The 26202-nt window shown below is 65.4% G+C and carries 24 protein-coding genes; 6 read left to right on the top strand and 18 right to left on the bottom strand.

Annotation, left to right across the window (positions count from 1 at the left end; all coding sequences use genetic code 11):
* Positions 1 to 22 precede the first annotated feature (22 nt).
* Positions 23 to 1795, bottom strand: a complete 1773-nt coding sequence (locus M2337_RS05360) for an SLC13 family permease (protein ID WP_264571970.1) — start codon at positions 1793 to 1795, stop codon at positions 23 to 25.
* A gap of 91 nt (positions 1796 to 1886) precedes the next feature.
* On the bottom strand, positions 1887 to 2333 hold the full coding sequence (locus M2337_RS05355; protein ID WP_181558649.1) for a PAS domain-containing protein: 447 nt from the start codon (positions 2331 to 2333) through the stop codon (positions 1887 to 1889).
* A 168-nt stretch (positions 2334 to 2501) separates the two neighbouring features.
* On the opposite strand from M2337_RS05355, the gene M2337_RS05350 reads away from it, so the two are divergent.
* Positions 2502 to 4292 (top strand): aminopeptidase P family protein, encoded by a 1791-nt coding sequence (locus M2337_RS05350; protein WP_264571969.1) that lies wholly within the window; start codon positions 2502 to 2504, stop codon positions 4290 to 4292.
* A gap of 8 nt (positions 4293 to 4300) precedes the next feature.
* On the opposite strand, the gene M2337_RS05345 is transcribed toward M2337_RS05350, so the two are convergent.
* The 4 genes from M2337_RS05345 to M2337_RS05330 all read right to left on the bottom strand — a co-directional run bounded on the left by M2337_RS05345 (position 4301) and on the right by M2337_RS05330 (position 7745).
* Complete coding sequence (locus M2337_RS05345; protein WP_264571968.1) at positions 4301 to 5806, bottom strand: PAS domain-containing protein; 1506 nt, start codon at positions 5804 to 5806, stop codon at positions 4301 to 4303.
* Between the two features lie 197 nt (positions 5807 to 6003).
* The gene (locus tag M2337_RS05340; RefSeq protein WP_264571967.1) at positions 6004 to 6624 is read right to left on the bottom strand and encodes a Pr6Pr family membrane protein; all 621 of its coding nucleotides are present in this window, start codon (positions 6622 to 6624) and stop codon (positions 6004 to 6006) included.
* 8 nt (positions 6625 to 6632) lie between these two features.
* Positions 6633 to 7442 carry a bifunctional DNA-formamidopyrimidine glycosylase/DNA-(apurinic or apyrimidinic site) lyase gene (gene mutM / locus M2337_RS05335; RefSeq protein WP_264571966.1) on the bottom strand — a complete coding sequence of 270 codons (810 nt, stop codon included), beginning with the start codon at positions 7440 to 7442 and terminating at the stop codon, positions 6633 to 6635.
* A 42-nt stretch (positions 7443 to 7484) separates the two neighbouring features.
* Positions 7485 to 7745 (bottom strand): hypothetical protein, encoded by a 261-nt coding sequence (locus M2337_RS05330; protein ID WP_181558645.1) that lies wholly within the window; start codon positions 7743 to 7745, stop codon positions 7485 to 7487.
* Positions 7746 to 7859: 114 nt separating this feature from the next.
* On the opposite strand from M2337_RS05330, the gene M2337_RS05325 reads away from it, so the two are divergent.
* Positions 7860 to 8657 carry an inositol monophosphatase family protein gene (locus tag M2337_RS05325; RefSeq protein WP_264571965.1) on the top strand — a complete coding sequence of 266 codons (798 nt, stop codon included), beginning with the start codon at positions 7860 to 7862 and terminating at the stop codon, positions 8655 to 8657.
* Positions 8658 to 8675: 18 nt separating this feature from the next.
* Here M2337_RS05325 and M2337_RS05320 read toward each other — a convergent pair whose 3' ends face one another.
* The 10 genes from M2337_RS05320 to thrS form a co-directional block, all read right to left on the bottom strand.
* On the bottom strand, positions 8676 to 8864 hold the full coding sequence (locus tag M2337_RS05320) for a YMGG-like glycine zipper-containing protein (RefSeq protein ID WP_181558643.1): 189 nt from the start codon (positions 8862 to 8864) through the stop codon (positions 8676 to 8678).
* Between the two features lie 80 nt (positions 8865 to 8944).
* On the bottom strand, positions 8945 to 9295 hold the full coding sequence (locus tag M2337_RS05315; protein WP_264571964.1) for an arsenate reductase: 351 nt from the start codon (positions 9293 to 9295) through the stop codon (positions 8945 to 8947).
* 32 nt (positions 9296 to 9327) lie between these two features.
* Positions 9328 to 9762: an RrF2 family transcriptional regulator gene (locus M2337_RS05310; RefSeq protein ID WP_181558641.1), complete on the bottom strand. Its 435-nt coding sequence runs from the start codon at positions 9760 to 9762 to the stop codon at positions 9328 to 9330.
* A gap of 120 nt (positions 9763 to 9882) precedes the next feature.
* On the bottom strand, positions 9883 to 11256 hold the full coding sequence (locus tag M2337_RS05305) for a class II 3-deoxy-7-phosphoheptulonate synthase (protein ID WP_181558640.1): 1374 nt from the start codon (positions 11254 to 11256) through the stop codon (positions 9883 to 9885).
* Positions 11257 to 11366: 110 nt separating this feature from the next.
* Positions 11367 to 12005, bottom strand: a complete 639-nt coding sequence (locus tag M2337_RS05300) for a YoaK family protein (RefSeq protein ID WP_264571963.1) — start codon at positions 12003 to 12005, stop codon at positions 11367 to 11369.
* Positions 12006 to 12014: 9 nt separating this feature from the next.
* On the bottom strand, positions 12015 to 12980 hold the full coding sequence (locus tag M2337_RS05295) for a D-2-hydroxyacid dehydrogenase (protein ID WP_264571962.1): 966 nt from the start codon (positions 12978 to 12980) through the stop codon (positions 12015 to 12017).
* Positions 12970 to 14445: a cysteine--tRNA ligase gene (cysS, locus tag M2337_RS05290; protein WP_264571961.1), complete on the bottom strand. Its 1476-nt coding sequence runs from the start codon at positions 14443 to 14445 to the stop codon at positions 12970 to 12972. Before cysS ends, M2337_RS05295 begins: the two co-directional genes overlap by 11 nt.
* A gap of 124 nt (positions 14446 to 14569) precedes the next feature.
* The gene (gene infC, locus M2337_RS05285; RefSeq protein WP_181558636.1) at positions 14570 to 15106 is read right to left on the bottom strand and encodes a translation initiation factor IF-3; all 537 of its coding nucleotides are present in this window, start codon (positions 15104 to 15106) and stop codon (positions 14570 to 14572) included.
* A gap of 224 nt (positions 15107 to 15330) precedes the next feature.
* A complete protein-coding gene (locus M2337_RS05280) occupies positions 15331 to 15774 on the bottom strand; it encodes an acetyltransferase (RefSeq protein WP_264571960.1) in 444 nt (147 codons plus the stop codon).
* A 46-nt stretch (positions 15775 to 15820) separates the two neighbouring features.
* Positions 15821 to 17821, bottom strand: coding sequence for a threonine--tRNA ligase (gene thrS / locus M2337_RS05275; RefSeq protein WP_264571959.1), 2001 nt, complete (start codon positions 17819 to 17821; stop codon positions 15821 to 15823).
* A gap of 414 nt (positions 17822 to 18235) precedes the next feature.
* Between thrS and M2337_RS05270 the strand changes: the two genes are divergently transcribed.
* The 4 genes from M2337_RS05270 to M2337_RS05255 all read left to right on the top strand — a co-directional run bounded on the left by M2337_RS05270 (position 18236) and on the right by M2337_RS05255 (position 23182).
* Positions 18236 to 18970 carry a BPL-N domain-containing protein gene (locus M2337_RS05270; protein ID WP_264571958.1) on the top strand — a complete coding sequence of 245 codons (735 nt, stop codon included), beginning with the start codon at positions 18236 to 18238 and terminating at the stop codon, positions 18968 to 18970.
* Positions 18971 to 19170: 200 nt separating this feature from the next.
* Positions 19171 to 21786, top strand: a complete 2616-nt coding sequence (locus M2337_RS05265; protein ID WP_264571957.1) for a TonB-dependent receptor — start codon at positions 19171 to 19173, stop codon at positions 21784 to 21786.
* Positions 21786 to 22604: a hypothetical protein gene (locus tag M2337_RS05260; RefSeq protein ID WP_264571956.1), complete on the top strand. Its 819-nt coding sequence runs from the start codon at positions 21786 to 21788 to the stop codon at positions 22602 to 22604. Before M2337_RS05265 ends, M2337_RS05260 begins: the two co-directional genes overlap by 1 nt.
* A gap of 107 nt (positions 22605 to 22711) precedes the next feature.
* Positions 22712 to 23182 (top strand): DUF4126 domain-containing protein, encoded by a 471-nt coding sequence (locus M2337_RS05255; RefSeq protein WP_264571955.1) that lies wholly within the window; start codon positions 22712 to 22714, stop codon positions 23180 to 23182.
* 126 nt (positions 23183 to 23308) lie between these two features.
* Here the strand turns inward: M2337_RS05255 and M2337_RS05250 are convergent, their stop codons facing one another.
* Entirely contained in the window at positions 23309 to 23689 is a 381-nt protein-coding gene (locus M2337_RS05250) for a hypothetical protein (RefSeq protein ID WP_264571954.1), read from the bottom strand.
* Positions 23690 to 24250: 561 nt separating this feature from the next.
* Positions 24251 to 26023: a tannase/feruloyl esterase family alpha/beta hydrolase gene (locus tag M2337_RS05245; RefSeq protein ID WP_264571953.1), complete on the bottom strand. Its 1773-nt coding sequence runs from the start codon at positions 26021 to 26023 to the stop codon at positions 24251 to 24253.
* Positions 26024 to 26202 lie beyond the last annotated feature (179 nt).

The following is a 26202-nucleotide window of genomic DNA, read 5'->3' as shown; positions in this document are numbered from 1 at the left end:
CGCACCGCCGCGCTCAATGCCGTCAATAGAGCGCCGCCAGTGCGAGGCATGTCGTCAGCCCGACCACGACGTTCATCGGCAGGCCGATCCGCAGGAAATCGGCGAAGCGATAATTGCCGGCCGCATAGACCATAGTGTTGGTCTGATAGCTGATCGGCGTCGCGAAACTCGCCGAGGCCGCAAACATCACCGCGATCAGCAAGGGGCGCGGATCGGTGCCGAGGGTCGTCGCCAGGCCGATGGCAATCGGCGTCATGATCACCGCCACCGCATTGTTGCTGACGGCTTCGGTCAGCGCGCTCGACGCAAAATAGACGATGAAGAGCAGCACCAAGGGGCTGGCGCCCTCCAGCAGCGGTCGCATCGCGTTGACCAGCAGGGTAATGCTCCCCGCCTGATCGAGCGCCGTGCCAACGCACAGCATGCCGTAGATCAGCACCAGCACATCGCCATTGATCGAGCCCCAGGCTTCATCGCCATCGATGCAGCGCGCGGCGAGGACGATGCCGACGGCGATCAGCCCGGCGACCATGATCGGGACGAGACCCAAGGCGGAAAAGACGATGGTGCCCGCCAGCGCGGCGACCGCAATTGGCGCCTTGGTCGGGCGGAAAGCCACGCCTTCGGTCTCTTCCACCCCGATGAGGTTCTGGTTCTCGCGCAGCGCATTGATGGCCGCCTCTGACCCGGTGACCAGCACCGTATCGGCAGCGCGCACGCGGCTATCGGCCAGGGTCGGCCCGGCGTCATGGCGATGCCGGGTAATCCCCAGCAGCCGCACCGGCAGCACGTTGAGAAACGGGATTTCGACCATCCGGTTACCGATGCTCGGGTGACCGGGTGAAATGATCGCCTCCACCACCAGCGGCGCGTCGGCTTTGGTATTGCCGACCGTCGCGATGCCAAGCTCGATGTCCTTGTTGGTGCGCAGGGTCATCAGATCAGCCAGCTTGGCGCGCACCACGAGGCGGTCGCCCGCCATGAACGGCTCGTCCATAGCCTCGATCAGCTGGCTCCCCCGCTGGATGCTCACCAGTCGAACCCGCTTGAGGAGACCGCTTTCGGAAAGGTTTTTGCCGATCAGGCCGCTATCCCGCACGATCCGGATCTCGCTCAGGAACACCCGGTCCGCGTCGCTGTGATAGGGCGCGCCGTCACCGTCCGGGAGCAGGAAGCGCCCCAGCACCGCAAGGGCGACAGTCCCGGCGGCGGCAACGATGATGCCCACCGGCGTGATCTCGAAGACGCTGAATGGCGCGACGCCCAGATCACGTGCCACGCCATCGACCAGAAGATTGGTCGACGTGCCCACCAGCGTCAGGGTTCCGGCCAGCATGGAGATGTAGGACAAAGGAATGAGCAGCTTCTTGGCGGAAACGTTGATCGCCGAGGCCAGCCGCAACACGATGGGGATCATGATGACCACGACCGGCGTGTTGTTCATGAATGCAGCCGCCGCGAGCAAGCCAACGACCAGTTCGATCATCGCGCGGATCGGATGCGCCTTGGCGCGGGCCACGATCCAGTTGCCGATCACATCCAGAATGCCGGTGCGGGTCAACGCGGCCGAGAGCACGAACATGGAGGCAATGGTGATCGGCGCGGGATTGGCAAAGGCGCGCAGCAGTGATGCGCTGTCCAGCAAGCCCGTGACGAGGAAGGCGCAGACGCCCAGCACGGCAATCACCGTCGCCGGATAGCGCTCCCGCACGAACGCCACGAAAAGTCCCACAAGGATAACGAGGCCGACAAGCGCCCGGTTGGCATCGATGATCGCGGAGAGCCACTCAAACATCACCCTCCCCTAACGCCCCTGTCGGACCGCGTCGAGCAGCCCCGTCGGCTATGGCAATGTCAAGCCTGTCGAGACGAGCGGCGCGCCGCCGTCACATCTGCGTCTCATACTCCGCCGTGACATCCTGCTTGGTGCCGGTGAGCCGCACGACACGCCGTTCGCACAGCACCGGCACGGCCGTCAACCGCATCCAGCGCAGGGCGCCATCCGGCCGGCGCAGCCGCGCATCCATGGTGAAACCGCGACGATGGCGAATCGCATAGGCCCGCAGCGACTCCATCGCCGCCCGCGAGTCCGCCAGATAGATCGATGTCGCCAGCGACCGTGTCAGCTTCTCTTCCACGGGGATGCCGAACAGATCGTAGACGGCTCTGGACCATGTCAGGCTTTCGTCGGTCAGCCGGCAGCTCCACAGGCCAATGCCCTGATTGTCCAGCGCGCTCTCCTCCCGATTCACCATGGGCATGATCGGCAGGCGCCAGCTTGCCTCGTAAACCGGCCAGCTATGCGTGAGAAAAGGCGTTTGCCCGGTGGTCATAGGGTGATCTTTGCTCTGGTCCTGATCGCATGAGCGTTCCCGGTCTTGTTTGCCAGCAGTGGCGGCAAATGCTGGCAAGCCGTCTGGAAACGCTTATGCTGTCCGGCAGAGATTAACGAGCGCCCCTTAAAAATGAACGAATGCGGGCGCGAACAGGAACGCTTGTCCATGTCTACGCATGAAGATCGCCTGCGCGCGCTGCGCGCTCAGTTGTCCCGCCAGTCGCTCGACGGATTCGTCGTGCCGCTCACCGATGAGCATCTGTCCGAATATGTCGGCGGCTATGCGCAGCGGCTCGCCTGGCTCACCGGTTTTCTGGGCTCGGCGGGCAGCGCGGTGGTCCTGCCGGAGGAAGCCGCGATCTTCACGGATGGGCGCTATACCTTGCAGGTGCGCGATCAGGTGGATGGCGCGCACTGGCAGTTCGAGAGCGTGCCGCAAACGAGCGTCGCCACCTGGCTCGGGGTCCATGCCCCGGCTGGCGGACGGATTGGCTATGATCCTTGGCTTCACACCCGCCGCTGGGTCGAGGAGGCGACGCGTGCGCTTGCCAGCAAGGGCGCCACGCTCGTGCCGGTCGACCATAATCCCGTCGATGCCGTGTGGGATGATCGGCCCGATCCCAGCAAGGCCCGCCTCGTGCCGCATGAAGACCGCTATGCCGGGCAGAGCAGCGCCGCCAAGCGCGCCGATATGGCGGACTGGATGAAAGCGCAGGACGTGGACGCCACCGTCCTCACCGCGCTCGATTCGACCGCCTGGACCTTCAACATTCGCGGCGCGGACGTGACCCACACGCCGGTCGCGCTCGCTTATGCCCTGCTCCATGCGGACGGCAAGGCGCAGCTCTTCGTCGACCCCGCCAAGATCGATGCCGATGTGCGCGCGCATCTCGGCAATTCGGTCGACATTCTAGACCGCGCCGCTTTCACCGATGCGCTGGCAGGGCTTGCCGGCAAGGCCGTCGCCGTCGACCCCGACCGCGCCGTCTCCGCGATCTTCGAAGCGCTGGACAAGGCCGGCGCCCTGATCAAACCGCTGCGTGATCCGGCGGTTCTGCCCAAGGCCGTGAAGAACCAGACCGAGATTGCCGGCCACAAGTCTGCGCAGGCGCGGGACGGCGCGGCCATGGCCAAGTTCCTCCACTGGCTTTCCATCGAAGGCCCCAAGGGCGGCCAGACCGAAATCAGCGTGTCGGACCGGTTGCAGGCATTCCGTGAAGAAACCGGCGCGCTCGTGGACCTGAGCTTCGACACGATTTCCGGCTCCGGCCCCAATGGCGCCATCGTCCACTACAAGGCGAGCGAGGCGACGAACCGGCCGGTTGAAGCGGGCACCCTACTGCTGGTCGATTCGGGCGGGCAATATCGCGACGGGACGACCGATATCACCCGCACCATGGCCATCGGCACGCCCACGCAGGAGATGCGCCACCGCTTCACCTTGGTGCTCAAGGGCCATATCGCGCTCGCCTGCGCGCGCTTTCCTGCCGGCACGCGCGGCAGCCAGCTCGACGTGCTCGCCCGTCAATTCCTCTGGGCCGAAGGGCTGGATTATGCCCATGGCACCGGACACGGCGTCGGCAGCTTCCTCTCGGTGCATGAAGGCCCGCAGCGCATCGCGACGTTCGGTGGCGGGGACGAACCGCTGCAACCCGGCATGATCCTCTCCAACGAGCCGGGCTATTACAAGACCGGCGAATATGGCATCCGCATCGAGAATCTGGTGCTGGTAGTGGACAGCGGCACCGGCGAAAACGACCGGCCCTTCTACGCCTTCGAGACGCTGAGCCATACGCCGATCGACCGCGCCCTCATCTCCGTCGACGGGCTGACCCCGGCTGAACGGGCCTGGGTGGACGCCTATCACGCACGCACACGGGAGATCATCGGGCCGCAGCTGGATGGCGAGGAGCTGGCATGGCTGCAGGCTGCCTGCGCGCCACTCACTGCTGACTGACAGGGGAGTCAGGCCGCCTGCAGGCGATAGGGGATGGTCGTCGTGACCTTGAGGCCGCGCGGCAACCATTCCCGCACGAAGGTGCCGCGCAACTGGCGCTCGATGCTCAGCCGGATGAGATCGGACCCGAAGCCCTGATGATCGCCGGGCGGCGCGCTGTCGCCCTTGCTCTCCTGCCACTCCAGCCGGAGCTGTTCCGAAGATCCTGAGATCATCAGGTCTACAAACCCTTCCGGCGAGGAGAGCGAACCATATTTGACGGCGTTGGTCGCCAGTTCGTGGAACACCAGCGCGATCGGGGTCATGTAGGTTTCGGCGAGCAGCACATCGTCGCCGCGAATGCGGATGCGCTCGATGCCCTCCAGATTATAGGCGGCGAACAATTCGCCCAGCAGCCCCTGCAGCGTCAGCGCCTGCGCCCCTTCGCGGGGCTGCACATAATCATAGGCCCGTCCCAGCGCCGCGATCTGGTCGCTCATTTTCGAGCTGAAGCCCTTCAGCTCCGGGACGCCCCGGCTGGAGAGGTAGAGCAGCGAGCCGATGACCGTGAAGATGTTCTTGATGCGATGGACCAGCTCGCGCGAGAGAAGCTCCTTCTGCTCGCGCATGATGCGCTGATCGTGAATATCCGTGCAGGTGCCGAACCAGCGCACGATGTTGCCGGCATCATCCCTGATCGGCAATGCGCGCCCGAGCGTCCAGCGATACTCGCCATCGAACCGGCGCAGGCGATATTCGATTTCATAGGGATCGCCGGTGGCCAGCGAATGGCTCCACACCTCCCACGCCTTGGCCTGATCGTCTGGATGGAACTGGCCGTTCCAGCCGGTCCCGTCGGTCCGGCCGAGCTGCGCACCGGTAAATTCGTACCAACGCGCATTGTAATAATCATGATAGCCATCGGCCCGCGTGGACCAGACCATCTGGGGCATGGCGTCGGCCAGCACCCGGAAGCGCTCCTCGCTCGCCGCCAGATCGGCTTCGGCGGCATTCTCCCAAGCCCGATGCGCGAGCATGACCCGTCGGGCCTCCAGCCGCCGCATCGTGGCTTCCGCCAAGACGGTGAGACCCTGACGTTGAATGTCGGTCAGCCCAGTGCGCGGCTCTGGTGAGATGACACAAAGCGACCCCAGCGCCTCGCCACTCTTGGATACAAGCGGCGCCCCGGCATAAAAGCGAATATGCGGTTCGCCGGTGACGAGCGGATTATCCTGAAAACGAGCGTCCTGCGTCGCGTCGCCTACGTCCATGACATCATGGCCGAGCATCGCGTGCGCGCAGAAAGACATGCTCCTGGGCGTCTCGGTGGCGTCGATCCCGGTCTTCGCCACGAACCTCTGGCGACGCTCCTCGACCAGACTGACCAGTGCGATGGGGCAATCGCAGAGCTGGCCGGCAAACTCGACGATGCGGGTCAGTTCCTCGTCGCCGAACAGCCCATCGATCTCATAGGCCTCAAGCGTGATGCGCTCTTCGGGCGAAACAGCGTCGCGGTTACTCTCAGCGCTCGCCATGGGCGCTCACAATCCGGCCTCGGCAGACGTAAGGCTGCGCGCGTGAAGAGGGCCAATATGTGAGGAGCAAGATCGTCATGGGGAGACACCCATGTAGGAACGCAAAGGCGGAAGTCCATGCGGACTTTTGCGTATCTGCGTGATTTCGTCGCAGGAAGTGTCTCTCAATCAGTCGTTTCGCGATCTCTGCGGCGGATTCACCCCAACCGGCGGTCGATCCACACTACCACGGCTCCGACGAGCATGAAGCCCAAAGCGATGAGGCCCACGGTCACGCCGACCTGCGCCCAGCCGTGGCGAGAGACATCGAGGAAGGGATAGGGGTAGCCCCCATCGAGCTGCGCGCGCCCGATGGCATAGGCCAGATAAGCCAACGGCAGCAGCGCCCAGCGCAGCGTATCGGCATAGACCAGCCGTCCCTTGGGCACGAACACGAGCCAGTAGAGCGCCACTGCAGGCGGGGCGATGTAATGGAGCAGGAGGTTCGAGGTCTCGGCGGGGCCGCTGAGGCTTTCCGTCGCGCGCAGTAGCACTGCATAGACGATGCCGATCAAGCCCATGGCCAGCATCACGCCCGCGAGCCGGCGGGGATGACTCGGTGCCTTCGCCCCCAGCGCGATGCCGAACAGCACCACGCAGCTGAGCAGATTGCCGATCACCGTGAAGAAGCGCAGCATCGTCCATGCTGCGGCCTGGGGCGAGCCCGTCGTCTCCAGAGAGACGGCAAAGCGGATCGAAAGTCCGGCAAAGGCGATGAGGCCGACAAGCAGCGCCGCGATGCGCGCGGACATGGACAGCGTCTTGATGGGTGAGCGCATCTCTCGGCCTAGCTCTGGCAAGTGGGGCAGTAAAAGGTGGAGCGGCCCGAATCGACCCGGCGTTTCACCGTGCCACCGCAGGGGCAGGCCAGCCCTTCCCGCCCATAGACGCGCCAGTCCTTGGCGAAATAGCCGAGCTCGCCATCCGGCCGCGCATAATCGCGCAGGGTTGAGCCACCAGCGGCAATGGCGGCCGCCAGCACGGCGCGAATGGCCTCGACCAGCCGCGCGAGCCGCGCCCGCGAGATCCGCCCGGCCGCGCGCGTCGGCGATATGCGGGCGATGTTCAGCGCCTCGCACACATAGATATTGCCCAGCCCGGCGATGATCCGCTGGTCCAGCAGCATCGCCTTGATCGGTGCCGCCCGCCCCTCCAGCGCCTGCGCCAGATAGTCAGCGGTCAGCGCATCGCCCAGCGGCTCGGGGCCGAGGGCGACGAAGGGCGGGTAGGCGCCCAGCGCATCGGTTGGTGTCAGGTGCACGAACCCGAACCGGCGCGGGTCATTGAGGGCAAGGCGGTGGCTGGCCGTCTCCAGTAGCAGATGATCGTGCTTGCCCACCTCGCTCGGGTCGATCCGCCAGCGGCCGGACATGCCGAGGTGGAAGATCATGGTGTCGCCGCGATCGGTATCGATCAGGCCATATTTGGCGCGCCGGCCCAGCCCGGTGATTCGCGCCCCGGTGAGCCGCTGGCGCAGATCGACCGGGAAGGGAAAGCGCAGGTCCGCCCGGCGCGGCTCGACCAGCGTGAGTTGCGCCCCGTCGAGCACCTGACGCAGGCCGGCAACGGTGGTTTCGACTTCGGGAAGTTCAGGCATTCCTGCAGGCATAGGCCGAGGCGCGGCCTGCGCCAACAGGCATCAGAGCCAAAGTTGCCAAGGCAGGAGCAGCGGCGCGCAGAAGAGCAGCGCCAGCGCCAGCATCAGCCGCGCCTTGCCGGGCACCGCCAGTTCATCGGGCACCAACCCATCGGGCCGCGCCCACAGGAACGGGCAGGCGAGGACAGCCAGCGCGCCCAGCCCCAGAGCTACCAGCCGAGCCCCCAGAAAAGCGCCGTCCAGCCACAGCCCCATCGCGCCAAAGGCAAAGCCGAGGGTCAGGACCCACATCAGCAGGCGCATGGTCGGGGCTCTTTGCTCATGCCCTCAAAAAACGGATCGAAGCGCCGTCTCTTTAGCGCGGGACTTGCGCGAAAACCGCTGGCTCTTCGGCGGCTTTCTCCGTAGCGAAATGCCATGGCTCTTCCCGATGACATCACCCTCGCCAACGCCCTTGCCGACGCAGCGGGCGCCGCGATCCGCCCTTTTTTCCGCGCGCCTTACGATATCGAAGCCAAGGCCGACGCCTCGCCGGTAACAGAAGCCGATCGCGCGGCGGAACTGGCGATGCGCGGCCTGTTGGAGACGCAGCGTCCGGCGGATGGCATCATCGGCGAGGAATTCGGCACCGTTCGCGAAGGGGCGTCACGCCAGTGGGTGCTCGACCCTATCGATGGCACGCGCAGCTTCATCGCGGGCCGCCCGATCTTCGGGACGCTGATCGCCTTGATGCAGGACGGCTGGCCGATCCTCGGCATCATCGATCAGCCGATCAGTGGAGAGCGCTGGGTCGGCGCCATGGGCCAGCCGACATTGTTCAATGGCAAGCCCGCGCGCACGCGGCGCTGCCGGGCGTTGGAAGGCGCCCAACTGGCCACCACCAGCCCCCATCTGTTCAGCGCCCATGATGGCGAACATTATCTCGCGCTCGCCGCAGCCGTTGCCGGCGACCGACTGGGTCAGGGCCCGATCTACGGCGGCGACTGCTATAATTACGGCCTGCTGGCGAGCGGCCATGTCGACATCGTCTGCGAGACGGGCCTCAAGCTCCACGACTTCGCAGCGCTCGTCCCGGTGGTCGAGGGTGCCGGCGGGCACATGTGCGACTGGTCAGGCGAGCCGCTCCATGAAGCCAGCGCCGGCGACGTGATCGCCATCGGCGACCCCGCCCGCCTCGAAGACGTCATCGGCGCCCTGTCCCATCATCACGGCTGACGGGCCAGGGCCGCGTTTTTAGTCGACGACCGTCCCGACCACAGCGCCGGCCGCACCGCCAACAGCGGCACCCTTGCCGACGTCATTGCCGGTCACGGCAGCCGTACCGGCGCCCGCCGCCGCGCCGATGCCGGCGCCCTTGAGGGTCGAACAACCCGACACAGCCAAGGCGCTGGCCGTGATGAGGCCGATCAGAACGAGTTTCATGATGCATTCCTTCCAGCAAATTCCTGCTGAACAAATGCGCAAAGCGTCCGCGTCGTTCCCGACCGCTGCGGCGCCCGGGCCTAGGCCTTGAGAACCGCCTGCCACTGATCCGGCTTGAAACCGACCAGCAAGGCGCTCGCCCCCGTTACCACCGGGCGCTTGATCATCGAGGGATGCTCGACCATCAGCGCGATGGCCTTGGCCTCATCGATCCCGGTCCTGGCATCATCCGGCAGTTTGCGGAACGTCGTACCGGCGCGGTTAAGCAGCACGTCCCATCCCGCCTGCTCTGACCAATCGGCCAGCTCTGCGGGCGTCGGCGGCGCCTTCTTATAATCGCGGAAATCATGCGCGATGCCCTGATCGTCGAGCCACTTGCGGGCCTTCTTCACCGTGTCGCAATTGGGGATGCCGTGCAGGGTCAGGGACAATGCTCTCTCCTTGAAATACAGAACAGCCGCAATCAGGCCGGCGCGCCGACTTCGGCATCCTCGAATTTGTCGGCCAGCGTCAGGCGGTCGAGGATGGCGGCGGTCTCGTCGCGGACCTTGAGCATGATGCGCCGCAGCTCGCACTCATCTTCCGGCAGGCAGTTCTTGCAGGGCTGGTGCGCGTAGCGGCTGGCACAGGGCACGAGCGCCAGCGCGCCATCCGTGAGGCGGAAGATGTCGCCATAACGGATGTCGATCGGCGGCAATGCCAGCCAATAGCCGCCTTCCCGCCCGCGCCGCGTCGCCACGAGGCCCGCACGGCTGAGTTCGGACAGGATCACGGTCAGAAATTTGGCGGGAATATTCTGCGCGACCGCAATATCGGTGAGCTGGATCGGCCCCTCACCATAATGCCGCGCGAGGTGCTGGAGAGCGCGGATGGAATATCGCGTGCGTTGCGAAAGCATACCAACCTATTTGGCAGAGAATGCCGTCCGCGCAAGGGGCAAGCCCGTGCAATCGCTCGATAGCGGTTCTTTTTCAATCTAGGGAACGGGCCGTGACGCTCGCCACGGCCCTTCCGATTGTTAAGCGGCCTGCTTGCGCCGCTCTGCCAGCTCGTCGTTGAGCATTTCGGCCAACAGAAAAGCCAGCTCCAGGCTCTGCGCCGCGTTAAGGCGCGGGTCGCAATGCGTGTGATAGCGATCCGCCAGGCTCTGCTCGGTGATGTCGATCGCGCCGCCGGTGCATTCGGTGACGTTCTGGCCGGTCATCTCGGCATGAATGCCGCCGCCGAAGCTGCCCTCGGCGCGGTGCACGGCGAAGAAGCCGCGCACCTCGGCGAGGATGCGCTCGAACGGGCGCGTCTTGTAGCCATTGGCCGCCTTGATGACATTGCCGTGCATCGGGTCGCACGACCACACCACCGGATGCCCTTCGCGCATCACCGCACGTACGAGCGGGGGCAACGCGCCCTCGATCTTGTCATGGCCATAGCGCGTGATGAGCGTGATCCGTCCCGCCTCGCGGCGCGGGTTCAGCGCATCGAGCAGGCGCAGCAGCACATCGGGCTGCAGGCTCGGCCCGACCTTCATGCCGATGGGATTGCCGATGCCGCGCAGATACTCGACATGGGCAGAGCCCTCGAAGCGCGTCCGGTCGCCGATCCACAGCATGTGCGCGCTGGTGTCGTACCACTGGCCGGTGAGCGAATCCTGACGGGTCAGGGCCTGCTCATAAGGCAGCAGCAGCGCCTCGTGGCTGGTGTAGAAGCTGGTGCCGCCAAGCTGGGGCACCGTGTCCGGCGAGAGACCGCAGGCCTTCATGAAATCCAGAGCTTCGCCGATGCGATCGGCCATTTCGCTGAACTTCTGGGCCCAGGGGCTGCGGCCCATGAAATCCAGCATCCAGCCATGCACCTTGTCGAGGCTGGCATAGCCGCCGGTCGAGAAAGCGCGCAGCAGATTGAGCGTGGCGGCCGACTGATTGTAGGAACGGATCATGCGCGCCGGATCGGGCTCGCGGCCGTCCGCCGTGAACGCGATGTCGTTCACATTATCCCCACGATAGCTCGGCAGCTCGACGCCATCGATCGTCTCGGTCCCGGCCGAGCGCGGCTTGGCGAACTGGCCGGCCATGCGACCCACCTTCACCACCGGCAGCTTGCTGGCAAAGGTGAGCACCACCGCCATCTGCAGCAGCACGCGGAACGTGTCGCGGATGTTATTCGGGTGGAACTCGGCGAAGGATTCGGCGCAGTCCCCGCCCTGCAGCAGGAACGCCTCGCCATTGGCGACCTTGGCCAGATCGGCCGTCAGGTTGCGGGCCTCGCCTGCAAAGACGAGCGGCGGAAAGGTCCCAAGCTGCGCCTCGGCTGCCGCGAGTGCCGCAGCATCGCGATAGATCGGCATTTGCAACCCTTCATGATCCCGCCAGCTCGCGGGCGACCATTTCGCCGTCATGATATTCCAGACTCCAAGCGTGTTCGCGCCACAACATGGGGTGTGGCGGACAAGGGGCAAGCCCCTACGCGTTTGAGGGCTTTGAGGCAAGGCGGTTGGGCACGGCGCTCCTAACGCGGCGCCGGGACGAACCGTGCGGCCAAAACTGTGAGAACCATCGCCAGCCCCGCCGCAATCCACAACGCCGAAGAGCCCAGCCTTGCATAAGCGAAAGCCCCGGCAATCGCGCCGGTCATCAGCCCGCTCCACAGGCCGAGATCGACTCGCCAGTGGCTTGCATCCTTGCCGGTGAGGCGGTTGGCGAGCGCCTGACCCAGCCGGACAAGTGCGCCGGTCATGTAGGTGAGCCCGACCTTCACCTCGCCATTATCGGCGAGCGCGGCATTTTCGGCGCCCATGGCCATGACCATCGCGGCGAGTGCAAAAGTCGGCGAAATCGGTGCGGCGAGCGCGGCCACCAGCAGCAGCGCCGTCACCAGACCGAGCACGGCCGGACGGCGATGTGGGCCCGCGCGATGGCCCACCAGCCCGCCCAGCACGACGCCCATAACGAACCCGGCAATGAGGCCCGCGGCCGTCAGCGCAGCGCTGGAGCCCTCGCTGATCCCCACTGCCAGCCGCGTCGAATTACCGCTCATGAACGAGACGAAAAAGCCGCCCGCAGTGAGGAATCCGAGCGCGTCGACGAAACCGGCCAGCGCGGAGAGCGCGATGGCGAGGTTGAGCAGGCGGGCGTCGGACCTCAGCATCGCTCGCGCCTAATAATCCCGATTGAGGTCGGCGACATGCTCCAAGGGCTCGCCGGCCAGATAGTGGCGGATGTTCCGCGCGAACCGCTCGGCGCCGCGCTGGAAGGCGCTGGTCTGGCTCGGCCCCGCCAGATGCATGGTGACGAGCACATTCGGCGCGCGCCACAGCGGGTGTTCGGGCGGCAAGGGCTCGGGCGTCGCGACATCGAGGAACGCGCTGCCCAGATGCCCCGCCTCCAGTGAGGCGATGAGCGCGGGCTGATCGATCAGATCGCCGCGCGCGATGTTGATGAGGCGAGCGCCCGGCTTCATGGCGGCCAGTTCCTCAGCGCCGATCATCGCCCGCGTCTCGCTGGTGTTGGGCGCGGCGATGATGACGAAATCGAACTCCGCGAGGCGCGAGCGCCAGTCATCCGGGCCGATCACCGCATTGGCGCTGTCTGCCGAGCGGCGCACGCCGGTCACCTGAACGCCGAAGGCGCGCAGGCGGGCGCCGATCTCCCGGCCGATGGCGCCGTAGCCGATCACCAGCGCCCGCGCGCCCAGCAGCTCGAAATTGCCCGGCGGTCGCGCCAGCCAGTTCTGCCGGTCATGGGCGCGCACCACCTCATCCAGTCGCTTGGCGAGCACCAGCGCGCCCATGACGGCATAATCGGCAATCACGTCCGGCATCAGGCCAGCGCCATTGGTGAAGATCTGGCCGCGCGCGCGCATCTCCGCGATCGGGAACGCATCGAAGCCCACGATCACCGTGTGGATCCACTTGGCGTTCACCGCCGCGCGCGGACCCTTGGCGTAGACATTGCCGGCGAACTCATCGAACCAGCCGATCTCCGCCTCCGGCGCCAGGGTCATCGCCTCTTCGGCCGTGGAGAAGCCGCGCAATATGACGCGCCCGGCGATCTCGGCGCCCAGCATGGCTTCCAGCCTCTCCCGCTGCGCTTCCGGCAGAACGATGAGCGGTTTATGCGCCATGATCGAGCCTCCATTCCCAGCCGAGCGGATCGCCGTCCATGACCTCGACGCCGGCGGCGAGCAGTTCGTCGCGCAGGGCGTCCGAGGCCGCGAAGTCCTTGTCGGCCCGTGCAGCCCTGCGCCGGTCCATCAGCGCCGCGATGGCCCCTTCATCGATGGCGGCAGTCTTCGGACGCAGGCGCAGTTCTTCCCGCTCCAGAGTGAACAGCCCGAGGCCGAGCACGCTCTCCATCGCCTCGACCAGCGCGCGCTTCTCCTCGGCCGGCACCTTCTTCATCGCCAGCGCCTCGTCCAGCACGGTGAGCGCGACCGGCGTGTTGAGATCATCGCTGATCGCGGCATCGAAGCGCCCCAGCAAGGGCGTCAGCTTGGAATGCGCCACCGCGTCAGCCGCAGCCACATCGCGCAGGGGTGCCGCGCTCATCAGCATCCGCTTGAGCCGGGTCAGCGCCGCGCCGAGATTGTCCCAGCTGAACTCCAGCTCCGAGCGATAATGCGCCTGCAGGCACATCATCCGATAGGCGAGCGGATGATAGCCCCGGTCGATGAGCAATTGCAGCCGCAGGAACTCGCCCGATGATTTGCTCATCTTTCCGGTGCGGTCGATCAGGAAGTTATTGTGCATCCACAGCCGTGCGCCGGAATGGGCCGCGCAATCGAGATGGCCGTGATCGGCATCATAGCCCTGGATCGCCTGATTCTGGGCGATTTCATTGGGGTGATGGATCTCGCGATGATCGATGCCACCGGTGTGGATGTCGAACGGCAGCCCCAGCAGCGCGCGGCTCATCACCGAGCATTCCAGATGCCAGCCCGGCGCGCCCTTGCCCCAGGGCGAGTCCCATTCCATCTGTCGGCTCTCGCCCGGCGGCGTTCTACGCCAGATCGCGAAATCGGCGGCGTGGCGCTTGCCCTCGACCGGATCGATGCGGCTTTCGCCCTCGTCCGTCGCGGCGCGGGCAAGGCGGCCATAATCGGCGACCGTGCTGGTATCGAAATAGAGGCCGGTCGGCAGCTCATAGCAATGCTGGTCGGCAATACTCTTGGCGAACTCGATCATCTGCGGCACGAAATCAGTCGCGATCGACCAGTGCGCCGGCTGGCGGATGTTCAGCGCCGCCACGTCCGCCCAATAGGCCTGGGTATAGTGCTTCGCGATGTCCCAGATCGACTGCGCCTGCTGCGCGGCCATCTTTTCCATCTTGTCCTCGCCGGCATCGCCGTCGTCGGTGAGGTGACCGACATCGGTGATGTTGATGACGTGGGTGAGCTTGTAGCCCTTGAAACTCAGCGTCCGCCCGAGCGTATCCGCGAACACATAAGCGCGCATGTTGCCGATGTGCGGATAATTATAGACCGTCGGCCCACAGCTATAGACCCGCGCCTCACCGGGGTGGACGGGATCGAACGGCTCGAGCTGGCGCGTAAGACTGTTGAAGAGCTTGAGAGACGGGGCTTGGATCATGGCGCGCCCATGTGAGCGCAGCCAGCGCGCGGGTCAACAGGGCACGAAAGGCCGGGATGCGCTGACGGGGAAAGCCATAGCAATGGTCGAGGGCGGCGCAGGCACCGCCCCCTGACCGAAAATCTCAGCCCTTGGGTGCGAGCACCATGAGCATCTGCCGGCCTTCAAGGCGCGGATAGGATTCGACCTTGGCGATCTCGGCCGTGTTCTCGGCAACGCGCTGGAGCAGCTGCATGCCGAGCTGCTGGTGCGCCATTTCACGGCCGCGGAAGCGCAGGGTGACCTTCACCTTGTCGCCCTCGCCGATGAAATCGACGACCTTCTTCATCTTCGTATCATAATCATGATCGTCGATGTTCGGACGCATCTTGATCTCCTTGATCTCCTGCGTCTTCTGGGTCTTGCGGGCGATATTCGCCTTTTTCTGGGCCTCGTACTTATACTTGCCGATGTCCAGGAACTTGCAGACCGGCGGGTCTGCATTGGGAGAGACCTCTACCAGGTCCAGACCGACGTCCGCTGCCTGCTCGATCGCCTCGCGCGTGAACATCACGCCCAGATTTTCGCCCTCTTCATCAATGACGCGCACCTTGGGCACACTGATGAATTCATTGTAGCGGGGGCCGTTCGCGGGCTGTGGCGCCATCGGGCGGCGCATCATCGGGGGACGTATAGCAGTTTCTCCTGTTGCCAATTCACATATGCGAGATGCGCACCTTACCGGTTTTCCATGAGAACGGAAAGAGGCCGTAGCGCGACACGAGGCGAACTGCGGCGCGAAGGCCACAGTTGCGTGCACCGTGCATTTAGGATCGCAAGCCGCTCACGGCAAGGGCCATCATCAGCGAGGCCGCATGATGAGTGAGCAGGGCGTTGCGGCATCCCTCAGCCCGGATGGCGGAAATGAATGAGCGGATAGGGCCGCCCTGCCGGATCGGTCTCTGAGCGCCCCGTGCGCACGAAGCCGCGCGCTTCGTAAAACGCGATGGCATGAGGCGCCTGCTCGCTGGCGTCCACCTTTGCGCCGGGCACCAGCGCGAGAGCGTGCGCGACAAGAGCGCTGCCATAGCCCTGACCATGCACGGCGGGATCGACGAACAGCGAATCGATCTCGTCTTCGCCCATGCCGAGAAAGGCCTGGACGGTGCCGGCCGCATCCGTCGCGACCCACAGGTCCACGGAGGGAAGATGCTCGTGTTCGACCATGCGATCGATCTCAACCCGGTCCTCGGGCGTGAGAAAGCCATGCGTCGCGTCGACCGCCGCCCGCCAGATCGCCAGCGCGCGCGGCAGATCGGCCGGAGTCGCCTTGCGGATGTGGATGCTCATCGGCTTCTCATCATCTAGCTCCTCCTCTTCAGGGGAGGGGCTAAGGTTAGGCCAGATCCGGGGGCGTGGCCTCCGCCACCAGTTGCGCGATGACCTCCTCCACGCTCAGCACCTTCTGATGCTCGTCACTGCCGAGGCGGCGCAGGGCGACGGTGCCCTCCTCCGCCTCGCGACGGCCCACGACCAGCAGATTGGGCACGCGCCCAAGGCTGTGCTCGCGCACCTTGTAGTTGATCTTTTCGTTGCGCAGATCGGTCTCGGCGCGGATGCCGGCGGCGCGCAGCTTCTCGACCACCTCGCTCGCATAGCCGTCCGCATCCGAGACGATGGTCGCGACCACTGCCTGCACCGGCGCCAGCCACAGCGGGAACTTGCCGGCATAATGCTCGATGAGGATACCGATGAAGCGCTCATAGCTGCCGAAGATCGCGCGGTGGAGCATCACCGGCCGGTGGCGCGCGCCATCCTCGCCGACATAGCTCGCATCCAGCCGCTCGGGCAGCACGCGGTCGGACTGGATGGTGCCGACCTGCCATGTGCGGCCGATGGCATCGGTGAGGTGCCACTCCAGCTTGGGCGCGTAGAAGGCGCCTTCGCCGGGCAGCTCCTCCCAGCCATACTCGTCCGTCGCAAGGCCGGCCGCGATAACGGCGTTGCGCAGTTCCGTCTCGGCCAGATCCCACATCTCGTCCGAACCGAAGCGCTTTTCCGGGCGCAGCGCGAGCTTGATCGAATAGGTAAAGCCGAAGTCCTTGTAGATGCGGTCGGCCAGCGCGCAGAAGGCGCGGACTTCATCGACGATCTGGTCCTCGCGGCAGAAGATGTGCGCATCGTCCTGCGTGAACTGGCGCACCCGCATCAGGCCGTGCAGCGCGCCATGCGGCTCGTTGCGGTGGCAGCAGCCATTCTCGTAGATGCGCAGCGGCAGATCGCGATAGCTCTTGATGCCCTGGCGGAAGATGAGGACATGCGCCGGGCAGTTCATCGGCTTGAGCGCCATCCACTGCGCATCATTCGACACGAGCGGGCCTTCGTCCTCGACATTCGGCACCTCGTCCGGGATGACGAACATATTCTCGCGATACTTGCCCCAGTGGCCGGACTGCTCCCACTGGCGCGCATCCATCACCTGCGGGGTCTTCACCTCGTTGTAGCCCGCGTCATCGATGGCGCGGCGCATATAGGCCTCCAGCTGGCGCCAGATGACGAAGCCCTGCGGATGCCAGAATACGCTGCCATGCGCTTCCTGCTGGAGGTGGAACAGGTCCATCTCCTGCCCGATCTTGCGATGATCGCGCTTGGCGGCTTCCTCCAGTCGCAGCAGATGCGCGTCGAGCTGCTTCTTGTTGAGCCAGCCGGTGCCGTAGATGCGCGAGAGCATCGCGTTCTTCTGGTCGCCACGCCAATAAGCGCCGGAGACGCGCGTCAGCTTGAAGGCCTGCGGATCGACCTTGCCGGTGGAAGCGAGATGCGGCCCGCGACACATGTCCAGCCAGTCACTGCCGGACCAGTAGACGGTCAGATCCTCGTCGCCGGGCAGTTCGGCCGCCCACTCGGCTTTGAAGCGCTCGCCCTGCCCCGTCCAGCGCTCGACCAGCTGCTCGCGGGTCCAGACCTCGCGGCGCAGTGGCTTGTCGGCAGCGATGATCTCGCGCATCTTCGCCTCGATGGCGGGCAGGTCTTCCTCGGTGAACGGCCCGCGATCCGCCGGCGCCGCGACGTCATAATAGAAGCCATCGTCCGTGGACGGGCCGAAGGTGATCTGCGTGCCCGGGAACAGCGCCTGTACCGCCTCGGCGAGGATATGCGCATAATCGTGGCGGACCAGCTCCAACGCGTCCGCCTCGTCCCTGGCCGTCACCAGCGCCAGCTGCGCATCTGCCTCCAGCGGGCGGGTGATGTCGACCAGCTCGCCATCCACCCGCGCGGCCAGCGCCGCCTTGGCGAGGCCGGGGCCGATCGCGGCGGCGATCTCCGCCGGCGTGGTGCCGCGCGCAACCTCGCGCTGCGAGCCATCGGGGAGCGTGATTGTCACCTGTTGCGTCATCGGTCTGGTTCCTGCTGTGCGGCTTGCCGCTTAGGCAAGTGCGATAGACTTGGGAAGAGGCGGAACGGGCCGGATGCGCATGACCGCCCCGATCCGCTGCTGGGATGGGGCCTTCGGTCCTGCGCGCTTCAATCGATGAGGCGCGTGCCGACGACCCCGGTGCTAGTCCGGGTGGTGGGCGTAGTCGCGGCTGTGAAGCGCAGACGAGGCATGGCGGCTTTCATAAGGGGAGCGCGGAGGTTTGTCACCTAGTCGGTGCGCCGTTCAACGGCAGCACCGCCACCCGCACCGGAAGTACCTGATCGCAGCGGAATCCAACCGATCTTGAGCCGCTCCGGCAGATGATTATAGGCGTAAGGCCAAAGGGACGGCGCTCTTGCCGTCCCCATGCCGCAGGTCGGAAGAGGATGAGTGATGACGCTGCGTGCCTGGTTCGTGATACTATGCAGCATGGCCGCCTTGTGCAGCCAGATCGCTCATGCACAGCCAGTCATCCATGTCGCAGTCTATCGCGGCGCTGCGGGATGTGACGATTGCTCGGAAACCGCTAAACAGGCGATCCAGCACGTCGATCCGCGCTACAAGGTCGATTTCATCGGGCCTGAGGAACCGCGCGACGTCACGTCTGCCAACCTGCGCCATTATGCGATCTATGTGCAGCCCGGCGGCGGGCAGGACATTCGCGCGGCCCTCAAGGCTCTTGGACCACGGCGGATAGCCGCCATCCGCGACTTCGTGTCGCGCGGGGGAGGCTATCTGGGCATTTGCATGGGTGCCTATCTTGCCGACGCCAACAACATCGGCCTGATTGAGGACGAGCTTGATGGCGAAGTGGGGCGGCCGGGGTTTCCGATCACATCGAGCGACGACGCCGCGATTACCGTCCGCTGGGACGGCCAATCCGACAGTATCTTCTTTCAAGACGGCCCCTATTTCCGGCGCAGCCGCGAAGCGGGTTTCCGCCCTCTCGGCTTCTATGCCAATGGCGATGTCGCCGCAGCAGCCTACACATTCGGTCGGGGAACGGTCGTCCTCAGCGGTCCGCATCCTGAGGCGGACAAGAGCTGGTTCGAGAGTGCCGGCATTCCGCTCCACCAAATGCCCAAATCGCGTGTGCTGAACGCGCTGCTCAAGGAATTTGCGTATTAGACCGGGCACATTTTCTCCTCTCCGGCAAATGCGTCCCAGTCAATCAGCGCTGAGGCTGGAAGAGTGATGCGCCCCGCGCCCTTTGTCATCGCACCGTTATTGATTTGTCATCACCCTGAAACCTCCCCGTCACCTCCCTGACGCAACGCCTCCCTATCTGCCGCCCCCAGAACAAAACCTGCTTTTGGGGACTCACCACAATGAAACCGCTTTACCCGACTTTCCGGGCCGCTTTGCTGTGCTCGGCCATTCTGCTTGCCACGCCTGCCCTCGCACAATCCGCGCCCGTTCCGGAGGCCGAGAGCGAGGCTGGTGCGGATGGCGATACGATTGTCGTCACCGGCCAGCGCCGCGCGCAATATGAGGCGACGGCGGAGAAGCGCGACGCGTTCGCTGTGATGGATGCGATCTCCGCTGACGATATCGGCAAGCTGCCGGATCATAATACGGCGGCGGCGCTGCGGCGCATTCCGGGCCTTTCCGTCCAAGAGGATCAGGGCGAGCCGCGCTTCCCGGTGCTGCGTGGCCTGCAATCCACCTACAACCGCACGACGGTGGACGGCGCGCTGGTGGCGGGCGTGGATTCGGGCGGGCGCACCGTGCCGCTGGACATCGTGCCCTCCGTGATGGCGGGGCGGATCGAGGTCATCAAGACGGTGACGCCGGAGAATGACGCCAATGCCGTCGGCGGCATCATCAACATCACCACCCGCAGCGCCTTCGATGCCGGCCGGCCGTTCTTCAACGGCATCGCCTCTTATGGCATTTATGAGCAGCATGGCGAGGTGCGCAACAGCAAGCCCTCCTACCGGCTGGCCTTTGCCGCCGGCACCACCTTCGGCGCGGACGACGAATGGGGCATCGTGATCGGCGCGAGCCAGGAGCAGCTCGATTACGACATTCCGCAGATCGAAGTCGCCAGCCCCTCCGTGCGCGAATATACCGCCGCCGGCGCCCCGGTGGACAGCGGCGCGGCGACCGGTAACGGCATCCAGGTGCCGACCCAGCACCGCCTCTTCTGGTACAACAACACCAAGCAGCGCACCGGCGGTAATGTGAAGCTGGAATGGCGCCCCTCCGACACGTTCCGCTGGGAGCTGTCCGGCGTCGTCGCTCGCACCGAGGACGATGAGGAGCGTATCGAATATCGCATGGAGCCGGTCGGCAATGTCGCGAACCAGACGCAGACCAGCGGCCAGTTCGCGCGCGGGCGGATCATCGTGCAACTCAACCAGCCGATTACGCGGCGCCTCGTCGCGCTCGGCCGCACCGCCTTCGCCTGGGATGGCGGCGAGCAATGGAAGCTGGATGGTGACGCGGTGTTCTCGCTTGGGCGGATGCGCGTGCCCAATGAGAGCATCGAGTTCCGCACCCGCGATGCCGACGCGACCGGCTATGCCTTCAGCTATGACACGTCGGACTTCTACCCCGTGTTCACGCCGACCAACGCCGCCGCCGCGGTGAACCCCGCGAACTTCTATCTCCAGCAGCAGCGCAGCAATCTGGAAAAGTCGCTGGAGAAGAGCGGCCAGTTCCGCCTGAACTTCACTTATGGCGATGACAGCATCGATGGTGGCATCAAGCTCAAGACCGGCGCGGTGCTGCGCCTGACGAGCCGCAAGAACGAAGTCGAGCGGACCGACTACAAGGCCGCCAGCGGCTTTACCTACACGCTCGACAAGGTGGTTACCGCCGGGCCGAGCGAACCGATCCGCGACAAGTTCTACATTCCGATCCGCATCGATGCGGCCGCGTTTCCGGCCTTCTACCAGGCCAATCAGAGCCGCTTCACCACCACCGTCGCCTCGAAGGCGGGCGACTATAAGGTCAACGAGGACGTCTATGCCGGCTATGTGCAGGGCAGCACCCGGATCGGCAATGTCACGCTGCTCGGCGGCCTGCGCTATGAGCGCACGGAAGTCTCCTCGGATGCCTATCGCACGCTCGGAAGCGCGCTCACCCAGATCACGACGGACGGCAGCTATGGCAACTGGCTGCCCAGCGCGCACATCCGCTGGGATGTGACCGACCGCGTCGTGGTGCGCGGCGCTTATACCAACACCATCGGCCGGCCGGATTATTCCTCCATCACGGCCAGCGAGACGCTCAGCTTCGATGGCAGCCAGCCGACGTTATCGCGCGGCAATCCGGGCCTCAAACCGCGCGAGAGCCGGGGCTTCGATCTATCCTTCGAGTTCTATCCCAAGGATGGCGTCATCTCTGCAGCGCTGTTCCACAAGAAGATCAGGAACGAGATCTTCACCCTCTCCAATGTGGAAACGATCGACGTCGGCCGGGGGCCGGAGAGCGTGCTCGTCTCCGAACCGCGCAATGCCGAAACGGCGACCATCAAGGGCCTGGAGCTGAACCTGCAGCAGGCGCTGACCTTCCTGCCCGATCCGTTCGACGGACTGGGCGTGAGCGCCAACGCGACCTTCCTCGATACGCGCTTCACCTTCCTCACGACCGCCGGGCCGCGCGTGACCGGCCTGTTCCTCCAGCCGGATACGGTGTGGAACGCCTCGGTCTATTATCAGAAGGGCAAGTTCGAAGGGCGCCTGTCTTACAACTATATCGGCGGCTTCCTGGAGACGATCAACGACACCATCCCCAATGCCGACCAATATTGGAAGAGCCGTGGCACGCTGGATGCCAATATCAGCTATCGCGTCACCTCCAACATCACGCTCTATGCTGAGGGGCAGAACCTCAACAATCAGGGCCGGCGCGAGCTGGTCGGGCCCGGGCGCACCTACCTGCAGGAATCCGCCGAATATGGCCGAACCTTCTGGTTCGGCGTGGCGGCGAATTTCTGATGGGCCTGCTTCTCGCTCTGGCGGCCAGTGCCGCCACGGCGGCGGCGGCGGGGACACCCGCTGCCGCCCCGCCCCAGGGCCAGCCGGCCGAAACGCTGCGCCGCATCCCTGCCGAGGAAGCGCGGCAGGGCGTGGCGGTCGGCCCGAACGATGTCTATGCCGTCGCCAACTGGACCATCGCGCGCTACGATCGCAAGACCGGCGCGCGGCGGGCAGTCTGGACCGGCGAGCCAGCGCGCTACCCGCACATCAACAGCTGCGCGCTCATCAAGGCCGAGCTGGTGTGCGCCGCCTCCAACTTCCCTGCCGTGCCACAGGCCAGTTCGGTCGAGATTTTCGATCCCGTCACCCTCACCCACAAGCGTACCGTCTCGCTCGGCCTTGGCACAGGCTCGCTGACTTGGGTCGACTGGCATGACGGACACTGGTGGGGGCTGTTCGCCAATTATGACGGCAAGGGCGGCGAGGCACCGCGCGACCACCGCCACACCACCCTCGTCCAGTTCGATACGGACTGGCGCCGCACGCAAAGCTGGGCGCTGCCCGACACGATCCTCGAGCGGATCGCGCCGATGAGCATCTCGGGCGGTGGTTTTGGCCCGGATGGACGGCTGTGGCTCTCCGGCCATGACAATCCCGAGCTCTATGTGACGCAGTTACCCAAGGGTGGCGCCACGCTGGACCATATCGCCACCGTGCCCATGGAGGCCGAAGGCCAGGCGATCGATTGGGACGAGAACCGGCCGGGCATCCTCTGGGGCATCAGCCGCAAAACCCGCGCCATGCTGGAGATGCGCGTGCCGCCGCTGCAGAAATAGGACGGCGACGGCGCCCCCTCGCAAAGCCGTCCAAGAATACTCACGCCCCGGAACGATCCACGCATCGCGTCGGTTCTCCAGACGAACCCATCTACGGAGAACCCGACATGATCCGATCCTTCCTCATCGGCCTGGTGGCCGGGCAGCGTGGCATGACGCCCTTGGCGGCAGTGGCGACGGGCACGCGCAAGGGGGATATTCCGGTGGTGCTGCCTTTGCAGGGCCTGTTGCGCAATCCGCTGATCGCGGCGGGCACGGCGTCGCTGGCGGCGGCGGAGATGGCCGGCGACAAGATGAAGAGCGCGCCCGACCGGATCGTGCCGATCGGCCTCGCCGTGCGCAGCGTGACAGCGGCTTATGCCGGCGCCGCCCTGGCGCCACGCGGCCGCCGTGGGCTGGGCGCGGCGGTCGCAGTCGGGACGGCGCTGGCCTCATCTTATCTCGGCTGGCGCCTGCGCTGCGCGGCGATGCGGCGTTATGGGCAGACCGCGACCGGCTTTGTCGAGGACGCCCTCGTGCTCGGCAGCGGCCTCGCGATTGCCAGCCCCAGCGTCGCCGGGCTTGAACGAGCAGCGTAGGCGGCGAGAGAAAGGTTGGTTGCTGCGGTGGGTGGCCGTTGTCCGCTATCTCAGTTGGTGAGCTGCCATCCCGGTCAAGGCGCCATTGCGGACATTCTCTTAGCGCTGGAATGTCCTGAAGGCGCCTTACAGATTACCGGCGAGGGTTGTGGTTTTGAGGACGAAGTCCATTGCCGGATTGAAGCAAAGCCACACGACAAGCAGCGACATAATTACTAGAAGAAGATTGGTCGCGACCGAGCCGATCAAAGGTCGCAAGGCCATTTTCAAAACCGCCGACGCCAGCCAGGTCCCTACTCCAATCGACATCGCGATGACTAGCGTCCACATGACCCCGTTCAGGATGTGAAAGCCATCGTTATCGTGGCAACCCGATCCAGCTTCACAATCGCCCATGATGTTGCCAACAAACACAGCGAATCCCATCCCGACAAAGAGAAGGGCGCTAGGCAGACAGCCAAAAGGCATCGCTGTTTGAAGATGATGCTTAAACGAAGCGATGGTCATATCGTGATGCTACCGCCGCTCTCATCTGCGGTTCAAGCCAGAAGACCACAATCGGGATGTCCGCTCCCCACGCCAAACTGGCCGCTCATCCATCCTTCGTCACCTCTCCAAAGCGGCAATGGCTGTGGTCCGACCATGGTGTTGAATGCGGACTGATCAGGCGCGACGCCATTGCCGGCATTCCCTCCGTTCGTCCTGAGTAGCTGCTGAGCTTGTCGAAGCGGCGTATCGAAGGACCAGCCGTGCGCTGCAATGCTTCGATACGGGCCTTCGATACTCGCCTGCGGCGCTACTCAGCACGAACGGGGAAAACGGTAAGGACCGCATTTCGACGCAGACCGAGCGATCCTTGCCGCTCCTAAGCGGAGTTTCGTCACAAATGAAAATTGTCCACACGACCGCGGGCCATTTCCTCAAAATGCCGACGGACGCGGGATGGGAGGCGCTGCCCCTCATCCGACATGGCAGGTGCGCGCCGCGACGGTCTGGCAGACGGACGTCGCGCCTATCCTTGCAACGACGGCCGCGCCCGGACGGGGGAGATGGCGCGGCCGTCGGTGCTCATGGCTGCGTGCAGCTGATCTGCGCCGCAGACTGATCCGATGTGTCGCCCGCCCGCCGGGCGATGGCGGGCGCCGCGCAGATAGGGCGCTGGATGCCGTTGAGGCCGGACATCGGCCCGGCGGTTGCGCTCAACTGATCGGGCCGCTTGCCCTGCTCCACCCACGCGACGAGGGCACCGAACGCATCATATTGATCCGTCGCCGGGCCGCCGGCGCAATGGCCCATGCCGGGCACTGGGAAGACGCGCACGAACTCGCGCGCGGCGCCCTTGTACCGGGCATCGACCTCGCCCCACCAAGCCAGCGTGTCGTTCACCGAGAAGACCGGGTCCGACATGCCATGCGGCACGATGAGCTTGCCGCCCCGCGCGCGAAACGCATCGAGGTCGTTCGAGCGCGCGCCGATATCCTGCCAGGCCGAGCGCGTGAACGGCGGCACCACCGCCTCGACGCCGGCGCGGGCGCGATCCATGTCGAGGCGCATGGCCCAAGCCAGCAATTCGTCAGGCGTGGCGCCGGCCAGAGCGGGCGGCGTCATGAAGACGGCCGCAAGCGAAGGCAGGCCCATGGCGACATTGATCGGCGGCACGCTGCCATCGGGCGTGCCCAGCATCCAGATGCGCCAGCCCATGTCCGCCCAGCCGGCATCCCACGGGAAGCCGGGATAGATTTGCGCGCCCTTGCTGTCCCGCGCGCCCTCGTGAATGCGCACCAGCGCGTCGAGCTGTGGCTGGGAGAGGCAGCCCTCGGCCTTGTCGCCCTTGCACAGGCTGGCGCGCAACTGTGGCAGCACCCTGGCGGAGGTGCACTGGCCGACCGCGCCGATCAGGCCATCGGTCATGCCGTCGAGCGCGTCGCAGGCGGTGCGCACGGCCTGCCCGACCAGCGCGAGATCGCCCATGCTGAAACTTGCGCGCAGATTGGCGAGCGTGACCGGCTTGCCCGATGCCTGCACGACGGAGGCGAAGGCCTGCGTATTCCACGCCTCGGCAATCGCGGCTTTAGGCAGCGAGAAGCCGGGCGCGGCCGCGACAATCCCGTCGAACAGATCCGGGTAGCGCTGGGCGAGCATCATGCCTTCCTGCCCGCCCTTGGAGCAGCCGACGAAATAGCTCTGGCGGGGATCGCTGCCGTAGAACTGGCGGATCGCCGCCTTTGCCGCATGCGTGACGACCGGCAGCGAGGTGCCGCCATAATCGGCGCGCGCCTGCGGATCGAAGCCGAAGGCGCTCGCGCCGCCGCGGGCGGGATCGCTATTGGTCGCATTGTCGTGCCCGCTATCCTGCGAAAGCACGGCATAGCCCTGCACCAGGGCCGGCGCTGCGGCGGTCAGCCGGCCAATGGCGTCGCCCAGCTCGCCGTTGGTGCCGCCCCCGCCCGAAAAGAAGAACCGCCCGTTCCACGCCACCGGCAGGCGCAGATGGAACCTGATCGCATAGGCCTGGCCATCGACGCCGGTATGCGCGCGCGTCGCACCGACGATGGCGCAATGGGCCGGCAGCTCGACCGGCGGCGGTGTCATGCCGGGAGGGCCGGGCGGGACCGGCGTGGGGCCGGCGGGATTGAAGGTCGCGCTGAGCAGCCGGGTGGTGGCATCCGGCCAATGACCCGCCATCCCTGCCCCGAGCGCGGCGCATCGGGCGGTGGCATCTGCGATGGTCACGGCGGGCATTGCGGAGGTCGTGCCCGACGGCGGGGCCTCGGTCGCCCGGAGCTGATGAGGAAGAAGCGCGAGGATGGCCGCAAGCGGCGCAAACATAAGGCGTTGCATGGTCATGACGGTCTTTCCGCTCCTCTCCACAAGGCGCCCTCACAGTAAACGCGTGACAGCGAATCAGCAATCGATTACAAATTCCACGCAGAATGACTCTGTCCGGGAACTGTCGGGAGTGTTGCCGCGATGATGATTTCCATTGCACGCCCCTCCCCATTCTCGCTCAGCGGCAACTG

The organism is Sphingobium sp. B2D3A (genome assembly GCF_025961795.1).
GTDB lineage: Bacteria > Pseudomonadota > Alphaproteobacteria > Sphingomonadales > Sphingomonadaceae > Sphingobium.
The sequence above is the reverse complement of the archived record's forward strand: the minus strand, read 5'-3'. Positions and strand labels throughout refer to the sequence as shown.

Excerpts from the sequence above, each read along its gene's own strand:
- M2337_RS05265 (WP_264571957.1), top strand. The coding sequence starts at position 19,171 with ATGAAACCGCTTTACCCGACTTTCCGGGCCGCTTTGCTGTGCTCGGCC.
- infC (WP_181558636.1), bottom strand. The coding sequence starts at position 15,106 with ATGATGCGCCGCCCGATGGCGCCACAGCCCGCGAACGGCCCCCGCTAC.
- M2337_RS05360 (WP_264571970.1), bottom strand. The coding sequence starts at position 1,795 with ATGTTTGAGTGGCTCTCCGCGATCATCGATGCCAACCGGGCGCTTGTC.
- cysS (WP_264571961.1), bottom strand. The coding sequence starts at position 14,445 with ATGATCCAAGCCCCGTCTCTCAAGCTCTTCAACAGTCTTACGCGCCAG.
- M2337_RS05310 (WP_181558641.1), bottom strand. The coding sequence starts at position 9,762 with ATGCTTTCGCAACGCACGCGATATTCCATCCGCGCTCTCCAGCACCTC.
- thrS (WP_264571959.1), bottom strand. The coding sequence starts at position 17,821 with ATGACGCAACAGGTGACAATCACGCTCCCCGATGGCTCGCAGCGCGAG.
- M2337_RS05330 (WP_181558645.1), bottom strand. The coding sequence starts at position 7,745 with ATGCGCCTGCTGATGTGGGTCCTGACCCTCGGCTTTGCCTTTGGCGCG.
- M2337_RS05255 (WP_264571955.1), top strand. The coding sequence starts at position 22,712 with ATGATCCGATCCTTCCTCATCGGCCTGGTGGCCGGGCAGCGTGGCATG.
- M2337_RS05300 (WP_264571963.1), bottom strand. The coding sequence starts at position 12,005 with ATGCTGAGGTCCGACGCCCGCCTGCTCAACCTCGCCATCGCGCTCTCC.
- M2337_RS05305 (WP_181558640.1), bottom strand. The coding sequence starts at position 11,256 with ATGACGGCGAAATGGTCGCCCGCGAGCTGGCGGGATCATGAAGGGTTG.
- M2337_RS05350 (WP_264571969.1), top strand. The coding sequence starts at position 2,502 with ATGTCTACGCATGAAGATCGCCTGCGCGCGCTGCGCGCTCAGTTGTCC.
- M2337_RS05295 (WP_264571962.1), bottom strand. The coding sequence starts at position 12,980 with ATGGCGCATAAACCGCTCATCGTTCTGCCGGAAGCGCAGCGGGAGAGG.
- M2337_RS05325 (WP_264571965.1), top strand. The coding sequence starts at position 7,860 with ATGGCTCTTCCCGATGACATCACCCTCGCCAACGCCCTTGCCGACGCA.
- M2337_RS05260 (WP_264571956.1), top strand. The coding sequence starts at position 21,786 with ATGGGCCTGCTTCTCGCTCTGGCGGCCAGTGCCGCCACGGCGGCGGCG.
- M2337_RS05340 (WP_264571967.1), bottom strand. The coding sequence starts at position 6,624 with ATGCGCTCACCCATCAAGACGCTGTCCATGTCCGCGCGCATCGCGGCG.
- M2337_RS05345 (WP_264571968.1), bottom strand. The coding sequence starts at position 5,806 with ATGGCGAGCGCTGAGAGTAACCGCGACGCTGTTTCGCCCGAAGAGCGC.
- M2337_RS05245 (WP_264571953.1), bottom strand. The coding sequence starts at position 26,023 with ATGCAACGCCTTATGTTTGCGCCGCTTGCGGCCATCCTCGCGCTTCTT.
- M2337_RS05280 (WP_264571960.1), bottom strand. The coding sequence starts at position 15,774 with ATGAGCATCCACATCCGCAAGGCGACTCCGGCCGATCTGCCGCGCGCG.
- M2337_RS05320 (WP_181558643.1), bottom strand. The coding sequence starts at position 8,864 with ATGAAACTCGTTCTGATCGGCCTCATCACGGCCAGCGCCTTGGCTGTG.
- M2337_RS05355 (WP_181558649.1), bottom strand. The coding sequence starts at position 2,333 with ATGACCACCGGGCAAACGCCTTTTCTCACGCATAGCTGGCCGGTTTAC.
- M2337_RS05270 (WP_264571958.1), top strand. The coding sequence starts at position 18,236 with ATGACGCTGCGTGCCTGGTTCGTGATACTATGCAGCATGGCCGCCTTG.
- mutM (WP_264571966.1), bottom strand. The coding sequence starts at position 7,442 with ATGCCTGAACTTCCCGAAGTCGAAACCACCGTTGCCGGCCTGCGTCAG.
- M2337_RS05250 (WP_264571954.1), bottom strand. The coding sequence starts at position 23,689 with ATGACCATCGCTTCGTTTAAGCATCATCTTCAAACAGCGATGCCTTTT.